The sequence below is a fragment of the Pseudomonas sp. WS 5532 genome (genome assembly GCF_012985445.1).
Lineage (GTDB): Bacteria > Pseudomonadota > Gammaproteobacteria > Pseudomonadales > Pseudomonadaceae > Aquipseudomonas > Aquipseudomonas edaphica.
Genome location: NZ_JAAQWK010000001.1, coordinates 347,656 through 360,767, shown reverse-complemented (window position 1 = coordinate 360,767; position 13,112 = coordinate 347,656). Strand labels below are relative to the sequence as shown.

The window sequence follows — 13,112 nt, the reverse complement described above, 5'->3', positions numbered from 1 at the left end:
ATAGGTGGAGTCAAACCACTCAACCCCCTAGAATCCCTGCCACGATTACAGGAGCCAACTTCATGCTGATGGTGATTTCCCCCGCCAAAACCCTCGACTTCGAGTCAAAGCCGGCAACCCCACGCTTCACTCAACCGCAATACCTCGACCACTCTCAGGAGCTGATCGAACAATTGCGCGAATTGAGCCCGGCGCAAATCAGCGAGTTGATGCACGTCTCCGACAAAATCGGTGGCCTCAATGCCGCGCGTTTCGGCAGTTGGACCCCGGCCTTCACGCCGGCCAACGCCAAGCAGGCGCTGCTGGCGTTCAAGGGCGACGTCTACACCGGCCTGAATGCCGAAACCTTCAGCGATGCCGACTTCAGCTACGCCCAGGACCACCTGCGCATGCTCTCGGGCCTCTACGGCCTGCTGCGCCCGCTGGACCTGATGATGCCGTACCGCCTGGAGATGGGCACCAAACTGCCCAACGCCCGCGGCAAAGACCTCTACGCATTCTGGGGCACGCGCATCAGCGAATGGCTCAATGAAGCGCTGGCCGATCAAGGCGACGACGTGCTGCTCAACCTGGCCTCCAACGAGTACTTCTCGGCGGTCAAGCGCACGGCTCTGAACGCACGGATCATCAACACCGAGTTCAAGGACCTGAAGAACGGCCAGTACAAGATCATCAGCTTCTACGCCAAAAAGGCGCGGGGCATGATGAGCCGTTTTGTGATTGAAGAACGCATCAATGATCCTGCCAAACTGAAGCAGTTTGATGTGCAGGGTTATCGCTTCAATGCGGAGCAGTCCAAGCCGGATAATTTGGTGTTCCTGCGCGATCACGCACCGGAATAGCGCCCGCTCTCACGCTGTAGTTCAACTGTGGGAGCTGGCTTGCCTGCGATAGCTGTGGGTCAGTCAGTATTTCTTTACCTGACACTCCGCTATCGCAGGCAAGCCAGCTCCCACATTTTTGTCTGCATTCCACGTCGAAAAAGTCATTTGTTTGACGTCAAAAAAACCTCAAGCAGATTCCTAACGAATCTTTCACTCGACATTCGTCATTTTTTTTCGTAGTGGCACCACTTTTTTCAAACACTAGTGGCACAAAACTATCCCCTCTCTTCAACTCCCCATATCCACTCGCCCAAATAGCAAGTGCTATCAATATAGTACCAGTGCCATCTTTTCTAATATTTCAAGAAATTTCCGGAAACAGGATGAGCGGCCAGGAACTTCACCCTAAAGCACCGCTCATACCACCGGTAACGAAATTCTCTGTTGCTGTAAGAGATGACTTACATGACCAACCCACGGAAGTAGCAAAGTTGTCATATTTCAACTTTGACTCAGGAGTCATATTGCCAATTGATTAGTTGATAGCGGCGACAAGGATGAATTGCCACGCACTGTAAGGCCAAGGCCAAGCTTCCCCTAATTGGTCAGTGATACAACCCAAGACATTGATATTTAAAGGCTATCAGCCTCTATCAAGGCCCTGCGGCACTGACGCCAGGCCCTTCTCCCAGGAAGGCCGGCTGCATTTGAGGGCAAGCTCCAATAACAAGGCCACGTTGCGCACACCTTGGGTGCACTTATTAGTCACTCGTCATTAAACATGCCTGCACGCGGTAAGTCGGCGTCTATTCGCCCAACTTTCGCGGCATCAGTGACGCTTGCAAACATGAACTCCAGCCATCTAATGGCCTGTATTAAACAAAGAGGTAATTGCGATGCGCATCAGCATATTTGGTTTGGGTTACGTTGGCGCAGTCTGTGCCGGTTGCCTGTCTGCCCGTGGCCATGAAGTGGTCGGCGTAGACATCTCCAAGGATAAGATCGACCTGATCAACGCGGGTAAATCGCCGATCGTTGAACCGGGTCTGGGCGAACTGTTGAGCCAAGGCATCGCAAACGGTCGACTGCGCGGCACTACCAACTTCGCCGACGCCATCCGCGATACCGACCTGTCGATGATTTGCGTGGGCACGCCGAGCAAGAAAAACGGCGACCTGGAACTCAACTACATCGAAGCGGTATGCCGCGAGATCGGTTTTGTCCTGCGTGACAAAACCACCCGTCACACCATCGTGGTGCGCAGCACCGTATTGCCAGGCACCGTAGCCAATGTGGTGATCCCGATTCTGGAAGACTGCTCCGGCAAAAAAGCCGGTGTCGACTTCGGCGTGGCGGTGAACCCTGAGTTCCTGCGTGAATCCACCGCCATCGCCGACTACGACTTGCCACCGATGACCGTCATCGGCGAATTCGACAAAGCCTCCGGCGATGTCCTGCAGTCGCTGTACGAAGAACTCGATGCACCGATCATCCGCAAGGACATCGCCGTCGCCGAGATGATCAAGTACACCTGCAACGTGTGGCACGCCACCAAGGTCACGTTCGCCAACGAGATCGGCAACATTGCCAAGGCCGTCGGCGTCGATGGTCGCGAAGTGATGGAAGTGGTGTGCCAGGACAAGACGCTCAACCTGTCCCAGTACTACATGCGCCCAGGCTTCGCGTTCGGCGGCTCGTGCCTGCCCAAAGACGTGCGCGCCCTCACCTACCGCGCCAGCTCGCTGGATGTGGAAGCGCCGCTGCTCAACTCGCTGATGCGCAGCAACGAGTCCCAGGTACAGAACGCCTTCGACATCGTCGCCGGCCATGACAAACGCAAAGTCGCCCTGCTGGGCCTGAGCTTCAAGGCCGGCACCGACGACCTGCGCGAAAGCCCGCTGGTGGAACTGGCGGAAATGCTGATCGGCAAGGGTTTTGACCTGAGCATCTACGACAGCAACGTCGAGTACGCCCGTGTCCACGGCGCGAACAAGGACTACATCGAAGGCAAGATCCCGCATGTGTCGTCCCTGCTCAATTCCGACTTCGACGACGTGATCAACAACTCCGACGTGATCATCCTCGGCAACCGTGACGAGAAATTCCGTGCCCTGGCGCACAACGCACCTCACGGCAAACAGGTGATCGACTTGGTGGGCTTCATGTCCCAGGCCACCAGTGTCAGTGGCCGTACCGAAGGCATTTGCTGGTAACAGCGACGGCAAGTTTCGGGTTGCACGTGTCTTTATCCCCAGCGCGTGCAGCCTGAAGCCTCCTTCCCTTCCGGATGACGCTTATGTCCAAGTTAAAACATGTATTACTGCAATCGGCCGGCTGGTTGTTCTTCCTCAGCCTGCTGATGGGTCTCGCCCTGCTGTTGCCGGCGAGTACGTTCGACTCGCAGTCGAAGAATTTTATTTTCCTGATTGGCGCCGTCGGCATCTGGCGCTACTCGATGGGTGCTACGCATTTCTTTCGCGGCATGCTGTTCCTGTACGTGGTCTACCCGCACTTGCGCCGCAAGGTGCGCAAGCTGGGCAAGGCGGCCGACCCGTCCCACGTATTCCTGATGGTCACCAGTTTCCGTATCGACGCGCTGACCACCGCGCAGGTCTACAGCTCGGTGATTCGCGAAGCCATCGAGTGCGGCTTCCCAACCACCGTGGTGTGCTCGCTGGTGGAGATGTCCGATGAGCTGCTGGTGAAAAGCCTGTGGGAACGCATGAACCCGCCGGAGCGCGTAAAGCTCGACTTCGTGCGCATCGCCGGCACCGGCAAACGCGACGGCCTGGCCTTCGGTTTCCGCGCTATCTCGCGCCACCTGCCGGATGACCGCGCCGTGGTGGCGGTGATCGATGGCGACACCGTGCTCGCCGAAGGTGTAGTGCGCAAGACCGTGCCGTGGTTCCAGCTGTTCGGCAATGTCGGTGGCCTGACCACCAACGAATTCTGCGAAGTACGCGGCGGCTACATCATGAGCGAATGGCACAAGCTGCGCTTCGCCCAGCGCCACATCAACATGTGCTCCATGGCCCTGTCCAAGCGCGTACTGACCATGACCGGTCGTATGTCGGTGTTCCGCGCCAACGTGGTGACCGACCCCGGCTTTATCGCCGACGTGGAAAGCGACTCGTTGCAACACTGGCGCCTGGGCCGCTTCAAGTTTTTGACCGGTGACGACAAGTCGAGCTGGTTCAGCCTGATGCGCCTGGGCTACGACACCTTCTACGTGCCGGACGCCGCGATCCACACCGTGGAACACCCGCCGGAAAAGAGCTTTATCAAGGCCAGCCGCAAGCTGATGTTCCGCTGGTACGGCAACAACCTGCGCCAGAACTCCCGCGCTCTGGGCCTGGGTATGCGTCGGTTGGGCCTGTTCACCAGCATCGTGTTGTTCGACCAGCGCGTATCGATGTGGACCTCCCTGCTCGGCCTGACCGTGGCGATCATCGCCACCTTCAAATACGGCGGCGCGTTCATCCTCGCGTACCTGCTGTGGATCGGTATCACCCGCCTGATCCTGACCCTGCTGCTGTCGTGCTCCGGCCACAAGATCGGCCCGGCCTACCCGGTGATTCTCTATTACAACCAGATCATGGGCGCGCTGGTGAAGATCTACGTGTTCTTCCGCCTTGATCAACAGTCCTGGACCCGCCAGGACACCAAACTGACCCGCGATTTGGCCAGCTTTCAACGTTGGTTCAACACCTGGTCGTCTCGGACCATGACCTTCTCCGCCGGCAGCATTTTCGTCGCCGTGTTGCTGATGATGGTCTGACCCAGCCAAGCCTGAATTAACTAGGAAATCGAACATATGAACAGCCCAGTAAACGCCAACGTTGTCCACGAATCCGAAGCCCAGCGCCAACATGCCCGGGTCAAAATCCCGGCCAAGCTGCGCTTCTTCAACACCGACCGTACCCAGACCGAAGCACGGGTGATCGACCTGTCCGCCGGTGGCCTGGCGTTCACCGCCACCCAGCCGCTGACCGTCGGTGAAGTGCACAAGGGCCGCCTGCAGTTCGTGATCGATAACCTCGGTTTGGCGATGGATGTAGAGCTGCAGATTCGCTCCTACGACCGCCAGAGCGGCCGCACCGGTTGCCAGTTCCAGAACCTCGACGCCCAGGATATTTCCACCCTGCGCCACCTGATCACTTCGCACCTGTCCGGCGACATCGTGACCATGGGCGACGTGCTGGCCACCCTGCAACGCGACAACTTCACCAAGGCGCGCAAGGTCAAGGACGGCGGCAGCGGCATGACCGCGTTCGGCCGCCTGCGCGCGGTGGTGTTCAGCGCCGGGATCTTCATTGTCGGCCTCGCCGCGTTCGGTTTTGTGTTCAAGTCGGTGTACGGCATGTACTTCGTCAGCCACGCCCAGGCCGGCCTCGTCAGCGTGCCCGGCATGAACGTGACCATGCCGCGCGACGGCACCGTGCAGAGCCTGCTCAAAGGCGACGCGGTTGCAGCCAAAGGTGCGCCACTGGCAACGTTCAGCACCAGCATGCTCGATGTGCTCAAGGGCCATCTGGACGAAGACCAGCTGCAACCGGCCAAGGTTGAAGAGCTGTTCGGCAAGCAAATGACCGGCACCCTGACCTCGCCGTGCGATTGCGTGGTCGCCCAGCAATTGGTCGCCGACGGCCAGTACGCCAGCAAGGGCGATGTGATCTTCCAATTGGTGCCACGCGGCAGCCAGGCCAATGTGGAAGCGCGCTTTACCTATCGCCAGTTCGCTGACGTGCGCCCAGGTACACAGGTGAACTTCCAGGTCGCCGACGAAGAACAGATCCGTACCGGCACCATCGTCAGCAGCACCAGCCTGAACAGCGCCGACTTGTCTTCCGACATTCGCGTGCAGATCAAGCCGGACGCGCCGCTGGACAGCACCTATGCCGGGCGCCCAGTGGAAGTCACCAGCGACCGCGGCCCTTCGCTGAACTGGCTGATCGATAAAGCCATGGCTCACGGTCTGTAAGCGGAGGACATGCCTGTGAACCCTATTTCAAGCACAACACAGAGCACTGTGGGAGTCGGGCTTGCCCGCGATGGGATCGACTCGGTGCACCTGAAAGACCGAGTTGCCCGCATCGCAGGCAAGCCAGCTCCCACACAGAGCGGGTCGCACTTCGCCTCTGCATTCTGCACATTGGCACTGGCGGTCAGCCTCGCCGGTTGCGCCGGCCTGCCCGACCAGCGCCTGGCCAACGAAGCCCTCAAACGTGGCGACACGGTCACCGCCCAACAGAACTACCAGCAGTTGGCAGACCTGGGCTACAGCGAAGCCCAAGTCGGCCTCGCTGACATCCAGGTCACCACCCGCGATCCCGAGCAAATCCGCCAGGCCGAGGCCACTTACCGCGCGGCCGCCGATACGTCGCCGCGTGCCCAGGCACGTCTGGGCCGCCTGCTGGTGGCCAAACCCGGCGCTACCGAAGCCGAACAGCACGAAGCCGAAGGCCTGCTGAAAAAAGCCTTTGCCAATGGCGAAGGCAACACCCTGATCCCGCTGGCGATGCTGTACCTGCAATACCCGCACAGCTTCCCCAACGTGAACGCCCAACAGCAAATCAGCAAATGGCAGGCGGCGGGTTACCCGGAAGCAGGTTTGGCCCAGGTGCTGCTGTATCGCACCCAGGGCACCTACGACCAGCACCTGGATGATGTGGAGCGCATCTGCAAGGCGGCGCTGAACACCACCGATATCTGCTACGTCGAGCTGGCCACGGTTTATCAGAAGAAAGCCGAGCCGGAAAAACAGGCCGAACTGCTCAAGCAGCTCGAAGCCGGCTACGCCCGTGGCACCGTCACCGCCCAGCGCGTCGACAGCGTAGCCCGCGTATTGGGTGATGCGACACTCGGCCAGCCGGATGAAAAAACCGCCCAGGCGCTGCTGGAAAAAATCGCCCCTGGCTATCCGGCCTCCTGGGTCAGCCTGGCGCAACTGCTCTACGACTTCCCCGAACTGGGCGACGTCGACCAGATGATGAAGTACCTGGACAACGGCCGCGCCGCCGACCAGCCGCGCGCCGAGCTGTTGCTGGGCAAGCTCTACTACGAAGGCAAATGGGTACCGGCAGACGCCAAGGCTGCCGAAGCGCATTTCGAGAAAGCCGTGGGCCGTGAAGTCGCCGCCGATTACTACCTCGGCCAGATCTACCGCCGTGGCTACCTGGGCAAGGTCTACTCGCAAAAAGCCCTCGACCACCTGCTGACCGCTGCACGCAACGGCCAGAACAGCGCCGACTTCGCCATCGCGCAATTGTTCTCCCAGGGCAAGGGCACCAAGCCCGACCCATTGAACGCCTATGTCTTCAGCCAATTGGCCAAAGCCCAGGACACGCCAGAGGCCAATGACCTGGCCACGCAGCTCGAAGCCCCGCTCACGCCTGAGCAACGCGCCGAAGGCCAACGCCTGGTGCAACAGGAACTGGCCACGCGCGGCACCCTGGCCCAGAGCACGCTGCAACTGCACGCCCTGCAAGAAGAAGACGGCGAGGAATCCCTATGAAGCTCAACCCATTCGTCAAGGCCGGTATCGGCCTGACCTTCGCCCTGCTGTGGTCGTGCCCGACCCTGGCCGCGCTGACCGAAGCCAAGAACTTCGGCCTGGAAGTCAAAGCCACCGCACAATCCGAAGATGACCGCGACCTCGGTACGCAAAAAGGCGGCGACGTCAACGGCATCGGCCTCGACCTGCGCCCGTGGGTCTACGGCGAAAGCGGCGCGTGGAGCGCCTACGCCATGGGCCAGGCGGTCGTGTCGAGTGACATCATCGAGACCGACCCCCTGCAACAATCGGCCGATGACGAAAATCAGCAAACCACCAACAACGACCGCAAGTCCAAGAAAAACTACCTGGCCATGCGCGAGTTCTGGGTCGGCTACAGCGGTTTCACGCCTTACCCGGGCGAGCTGCTCAAGCTGGGTCGCCAACGCCTGCGCAATGACGACGGCCAATGGCGCGACACCAATATCGAAGCGCTGAACTGGACCTTCGATACCACCCTGCTCAAGGCCAATGTCGGCGTTGCCGAACGCTTCAGCGAATACCGCACCGACCTCAAGGAGCTGTCGCCCAAGGACAAGGACCGCCAGCACCTCTACGCCGACGCCGCCTACCAGTGGACCCCAGGCCAGTGGATCGGCTTGCGCGCCCACCACACCCATGACAACGGTAAGCTCGACTACCCGGAACCGGGCGTGGCGACCGACTCGTTGGACAAGCGCGAAAACGGCGACCTGACCTGGCTCGGCATCGAAGCCAACAGCGACGCCTACAACTGGCGCAACACCAACACCGTCAACTACTGGGCCAGCGTCACCGGCATGAAAGGCAACCGCGACACGGTCAATGCCCTCAACGCCGACGGCACCCGCCCAACCCAGGCCAAACGCAGCGACGACGTGAATGGCTGGGCCACTGACATCGGCGTGCGCCTGCGCCTCGACCCGCAGTGGCAAGTCGGTGCGGCTTATTCCCGTGCCAGCGCCGAGTACGAGCAGAACGGCCTGCAAAGCAACCGTTCGAACTGGACCGGCACCCAGTCCCGCGTGCATCGCTTTGGCGAAGCGTTTCGCGGCGAGATGAACAACATGCAGTCCATGAGCCTGTTCGGTTCCTGGCAGCTGCGCGAGGACTACGACGCCAGCCTGGTCTATCACAAGTTCTGGCGCGTCGACGGCAACAAGCCGGTGGGCAGCAACGGCATCGATGCGGTGCAGAACAACACCGACGACGTGACCGGCGCGATCCTGTCCAGCACCTCGTTACCGCTGGAAGACGGCAAAAAAGATCTGGGTCAGGAGATGGACCTGGTGGTCACCAAGTACTTCAAAAAGGGCCTGTTGCCGGCCGCCCTCAGCCAGTCGATCGACGAGCCGTCGGCACTGGTGCGCTTTCGTGCAGGCGTGTTCAAGCCGGGCGATGCCTATGGCAGCCAGGTCGACTCGTACATGCACCGCGCGTTTGTCGACGTGATCTGGAAATTCTGATGGGAGCCTGCGCAATGAATGCTCAAAGCCTACTCGTCGCGGCAATGCTGATGGCCAGCGCCACAGCGTTTGCCGATACGGCGGCCAAGGCGCCGACCATCGCCAAGGAACTGCAACAGGCCAAGACCTACACCATTTCCAGCCCGCCCACCGCGCCGCTGGAACTGCCCAAGCCTGCGCTGCCCGACCTGACTGGCTACACCGCAGCGGCGATGGAAAAGAAGATCGTGCGCAGCAAACCGGGCAAAGTCAGCATCCGCCGCATGATGCAGGAAGACGCGCTCAAGGACTTTATCGGCGGCGATAACAAGATGGCCGAATGGGTGGTACGCCAGCACGGCATTCCCCAGGCAATCTTTGTCGACGACGGCTACCTGAACCTCAAGGACCTGCTCGGTAAAGTGCCCAAGCAGTACCTCAGTGAAACCTCGCCGGGCGTGTTTCTGGCCAAGCTGCCGATTGTGGTCGGGCGCAAAGGCATCCTCGACATCGACAAGAAGACCCAGGAGCTGCGCCTGTCCCAGCAAGCCGGTTCGTTCCTGATCAACGACGGCCAGCTGTTTGTGCGTGACACCAAAATCACCGGCTGGGACGAAAAGACCAACGGCCCGGCGCTGTTCAAGTCGCCCAAGGAGTTCCGCCCGTTCCTGCTGGCCTGGGGCGGCACCGAAACCTACATCTCCAAGACCAAGATGGCCAGCTTTGGCTACGCCAACAGTAAGTCTTACGGCGTGAGTATTTCCCAGTACACGCCGAACATGGCCAAGGTGCTCAAGCGTGCGGAACCGACCGGCTGGATCATCGATTCCGAGTTCTCCGACATGTGGTACGGCTTCTATTGCTACGAGACCACCGGCTTTGTGATCAAGGGCAACACCTACAAAGACAACATCGTCTACGGCATCGACCCGCACGACCGTTCCCACGGCCTGATCATTGCTGACAACACCGTCTACGGCACCAAGAAGAAGCACGGGATCATCATTTCCCGTGAGGTCAACGACAGCTTCATCTTCAACAACCGCAGCTACGACAACAAGCTCTCGGGCCTGGTGATCGACCGTAACAGCGTCAACAACCTGATCGCCGACAACGAGATCTACCGCAACCACACCGACGGCATCACCCTCTATGAGAGCGGCGACAACCTGTTGTGGGGCAACAAGGTCATCGCCAACCGTCGCCACGGCATCCGCGTGCGTAACAGCGTGAACATTCGCCTGTACGAGAACTCCGCCATGGCCAACGGGCTGACCGGCGTGTACGGGCACATCAAGGATTTGACCGACACAGACCGCGACATCGCCCTCGACCCGTTTGACGCGAAAGTCTCGCTGATCGTGGTCGGCGGCGAGCTGGCCGGCAACGGCAGCGGGCCGCTGTCGATTGATTCGCCGTTGAGCATCGAGCTGTACCGCGTGTCGATGCTGGCGCCGACCAAATCCAGCGGCATCAGCTTTGCCGGTGTGCTGGGCGATCGCCAGGAAGAGATTCTCGACCTGCTGGTGCGCCAGCAGAAAGCCGTGCTGATCGACCCTGTCGAACGCCAGACCCAAATGCAGGACTGAGGATGACCCTTATGCACCCACACATGATCAAACTGCTGAGCCTCTCGGGTCTGACCCTCGGCCTGCTGGCGGCCAGCCAGGGCGTGCGCGCCGACGAAATCAAGGCGCCGACCTTTACCGCCGAACCGTGCTGCAGCCTGTGCCCGGCCGCCCATGACGCGAAGAACTACACCACGCGCTACCAGCAGAACTTCACCACCCTGGTGCAAGCCCAGGGCGACTGGCTGTTCCGTACCCAGGAAGATTTGCGCACCGAATTCGACACCAGCCCCGCCGGCTACAAACGCATGCAGCAACTGCACGATGCGTTCAAGGCCAAGGGCGTGGAGCTGGTGGTGGTCTATCAGCCGACCCGAGGCCTGGTGAACCGCAACAAGCTCAACCCCGAGGAAAAAGCCGCGTTCGATTTCGACAAGGCGCTGGGCAATTACAAAACCATGCTCGGCCGCTTTGCCAAGATGGGTTATGTGGTGCCGGACCTGTCGCCGCTGACCAACGAACAGTTGCCCGATGAACTGCCGGCCCACGATTTCTACTTCCGTGGTGACCAGCACTGGACGCCATATGGCGCCCAACGCACGGCAAAAATCGTCGGCGCCAAAGTACGGGCCATGCCCGAGTTTGCCGATATTCCCAAGCGCGAATTCGAAACCAAACGCTCAGGGCGCATGGGCAAGACCGGCACCCTGCACAATATGGCCGGGCAACTGTGCGGCACCAGCTACGCAATCCAGTACATGGACCAATTCACCACCGAGCCTAAAGGCGAAGCCGGTGACGGCGACCTGTTCGGCGATTCGGGCAACCCGCAGATCACCTTGGTGGGCACCAGCCACAGTGGCAAGAACTACAACTTCGCCGGCTTCCTGGAGCAGGAAATCGGTGCCGACATCCTTAACGTCGCCTTCCCCGGCGGCGGTCTGGAAGGCTCGATGATCCAGTACCTGGGCAGCGACGAGTTCCAGAAAACCCCGCCGAAAATCCTTATCTGGGAATTCTCGCCGTTGTACCGCCTCGACCAGGAAACCATCTACCGCCAGATGATGGCGCTGCTCGACAACGGCTGCGAAGGCAAGCCTGCGCAAATGAGCGCCAGCACCACGCTCAAACCCGGCAAGAACGAGTTGATGGTCAACAGCTCGAACAAAGACCTGCGCAATGCCAACCATCAGGTCGATATCCGCTTCGCCGACCCGTCGGTGAAAACCCTGCAAGCCACCCTCTGGTACATGAACGGGCGCCACGAGGACATCAAGATCGAGAAACCCGAAACATCCGATACAGACGGGCGTTTCGCCTTTGAACTGCGCACCGATGAAGACTGGGCCTCGCAGAACTTGCTGGCCGTGGAAGTGCAAGGCCCCGAAGCGGGCACTGCCGCGCAGAAAGTCGAAGCGAAAATTTGCACACGCAACGTGTTCTCGGCGGGTGGTCAACAGACCGCCCAGCTTGGGAAGTGAGGTTACTTATGCAGAAATTATTGATTCCAACGCTGCTGGGCCTGGCGATGTTCGCAGGTGTAGTCAACGCCGCCGCGCCACTGCGTCCACCTCAAGGCTATTTCGCCCCGGTGGAAGCGTTCAAGACCGGCGACTTCAAGAATGACTGCGACGCCATGCCGGCGCCGTACACCGGCTCGCTGCAATTTCGCAGCAAGTACGAAGGCTCGGACAAAGCCCGCGCCACCCTGAATGTGCAATCGGAAAAAGCCTTTCGTGACAGCACTGCCGACATCACCAAGCTGGAAAAAGACACCAGCAAACGCGTGATGCAGTTTATGCGCGACGGCCGCCCGGAGCAGCTGGAATGCACACTCAACTGGCTTACGAGCTGGGCCAAGGCCGATGCCTTGATGTCCAAGGACTTCAACCACACCGGCAAGTCCATGCGCAAATGGGCGCTGGGCAGCATGGCGTCGGCCTATGTGCGCCTGAAGTTCTCCGACTCGCACCCGCTGGCTAACCATCAGCAGGAATCGCAATTGATCGAGGCCTGGTTCAACAAACTCGCCGATCAAGTCGTCAGCGACTGGGACAACCTGCCGTTGGATAAAACCAACAACCACTCCTACTGGGCCGCGTGGTCGGTGATGGCCACGTCCATCGCCACCAACCGTCGCGACCTGTTTGATTGGGCGGTGAAAGAATACAAGGTCGGCGCCAATCAGGTGGACGCCCAAGGGTTCTTGCCCAACGAACTGAAGCGCCAGCAACGCGCCTTGGCGTACCACAACTACGCGCTGCCGCCGCTGTCGATGATCGCCAGCTTTGCGCTGGTCAACGGTGTGGACCTGCGCCAGGAAAATAACGGCGCGCTCAAACGCCTGGGCGACAAGGTGCTGGCCGGGGTTAAAGACCCGGACATCTTCGAGCAGAAGAACGGCAAAGAGCAGGACATGAAGGACCTCAAGGAGGACATGAAATTTGCCTGGCTTGAACCCTTCTGCACCCTCTACACCTGCGCGCCGGAGGTGATCGAGCGCAAGCACGGCATGCAGCCGTTCAAGACTTTCCGCCTCGGCGGTGACCTGACCAAGGTCTACGACCCGACGCACGAAAAAGGCAACAAAGGCAGCTGATACACAGCTCCCACACCTGGACTCGGTCCAAATGTGGGAGCTGGCTTGCCTGCGATGACGGTATGACATTCAGCATTGATGTCGACTGACACACCGTCATCGCAGGCAAGCCAGCTCCCACACTGAACGCGTACACCCTCCCAG

The 13,112-nt window shown here is 59.9% G+C and carries 9 protein-coding genes; all 9 read left to right on the top strand.

The genetic code is table 11. The annotated features are described in order from the left end of the window. The first annotated feature begins 62 nt into the window (after window positions 1-62). The 9 genes from yaaA (at window position 63) to HBO23_RS01665 (ending at window position 12,968) form a co-directional block, all read left to right on the top strand. On the top strand, window positions 63-842 hold the full coding sequence (yaaA, locus tag HBO23_RS01705) for a peroxide stress protein YaaA (protein WP_017135211.1): 780 nt from the start codon (window positions 63-65) through the stop codon (window positions 840-842). A gap of 878 nt (window positions 843-1,720) precedes the next feature. Next, window positions 1,721-3,037 (top strand): nucleotide sugar dehydrogenase, encoded by a 1,317-nt coding sequence (locus HBO23_RS01700; protein ID WP_099548423.1) that lies wholly within the window; start codon window positions 1,721-1,723, stop codon window positions 3,035-3,037. Window positions 3,038-3,120: 83 nt separating this feature from the next. Continuing rightward, window positions 3,121-4,602, top strand: coding sequence for a mannuronan synthase (gene alg8 / locus HBO23_RS01695; RefSeq protein ID WP_032865428.1), 1,482 nt, complete (start codon window positions 3,121-3,123; stop codon window positions 4,600-4,602). Between the two features lie 36 nt (window positions 4,603-4,638). Beyond that, window positions 4,639-5,805, top strand: coding sequence for an alginate biosynthesis protein Alg44 (locus tag HBO23_RS01690; protein ID WP_017135214.1), 1,167 nt, complete (start codon window positions 4,639-4,641; stop codon window positions 5,803-5,805). Window positions 5,806-5,916: 111 nt separating this feature from the next. After that, window positions 5,917-7,338, top strand: a complete 1,422-nt coding sequence (gene algK / locus HBO23_RS01685; RefSeq protein ID WP_050547728.1) for an alginate biosynthesis TPR repeat lipoprotein AlgK — start codon at window positions 5,917-5,919, stop codon at window positions 7,336-7,338. Continuing rightward, window positions 7,335-8,822, top strand: coding sequence for an alginate export family protein (locus HBO23_RS01680; RefSeq protein WP_017135216.1), 1,488 nt, complete (start codon window positions 7,335-7,337; stop codon window positions 8,820-8,822). Before algK ends, HBO23_RS01680 begins: the two co-directional genes overlap by 4 nt. Continuing rightward, entirely contained in the window at window positions 8,822-10,390 is a 1,569-nt protein-coding gene (gene algG / locus HBO23_RS01675; protein WP_017135217.1) for a mannuronan 5-epimerase AlgG, read from the top strand. Before HBO23_RS01680 ends, algG begins: the two co-directional genes overlap by 1 nt. Before the next feature lie 11 nt (window positions 10,391-10,401). Continuing rightward, window positions 10,402-11,850: an alginate O-acetyltransferase gene (locus tag HBO23_RS01670; protein WP_170036520.1), complete on the top strand. Its 1,449-nt coding sequence runs from the start codon at window positions 10,402-10,404 to the stop codon at window positions 11,848-11,850. Window positions 11,851-11,858: 8 nt separating this feature from the next. After that, entirely contained in the window at window positions 11,859-12,968 is a 1,110-nt protein-coding gene (locus HBO23_RS01665; RefSeq protein WP_017135219.1) for a mannuronate-specific alginate lyase, read from the top strand. The last annotated feature ends 144 nt before the right edge of the window (window positions 12,969-13,112 follow it).

What these genes read in the sequence shown, in the direction of transcription:
- yaaA (WP_017135211.1), top strand. Translation starts at nt 63, where the DNA reads ATGCTGATGGTGATTTCCCCCGCCAAAACCCTCGACTTCGAGTCAAAG.
- HBO23_RS01700 (WP_099548423.1), top strand. Translation starts at nt 1,721, where the DNA reads ATGCGCATCAGCATATTTGGTTTGGGTTACGTTGGCGCAGTCTGTGCC.
- alg8 (WP_032865428.1), top strand. Translation starts at nt 3,121, where the DNA reads ATGTCCAAGTTAAAACATGTATTACTGCAATCGGCCGGCTGGTTGTTC.
- HBO23_RS01690 (WP_017135214.1), top strand. Translation starts at nt 4,639, where the DNA reads ATGAACAGCCCAGTAAACGCCAACGTTGTCCACGAATCCGAAGCCCAG.
- HBO23_RS01680 (WP_017135216.1), top strand. Translation starts at nt 7,335, where the DNA reads ATGAAGCTCAACCCATTCGTCAAGGCCGGTATCGGCCTGACCTTCGCC.
- algG (WP_017135217.1), top strand. Translation starts at nt 8,822, where the DNA reads ATGGGAGCCTGCGCAATGAATGCTCAAAGCCTACTCGTCGCGGCAATG.
- HBO23_RS01670 (WP_170036520.1), top strand. Translation starts at nt 10,402, where the DNA reads ATGCACCCACACATGATCAAACTGCTGAGCCTCTCGGGTCTGACCCTC.
- HBO23_RS01665 (WP_017135219.1), top strand. Translation starts at nt 11,859, where the DNA reads ATGCAGAAATTATTGATTCCAACGCTGCTGGGCCTGGCGATGTTCGCA.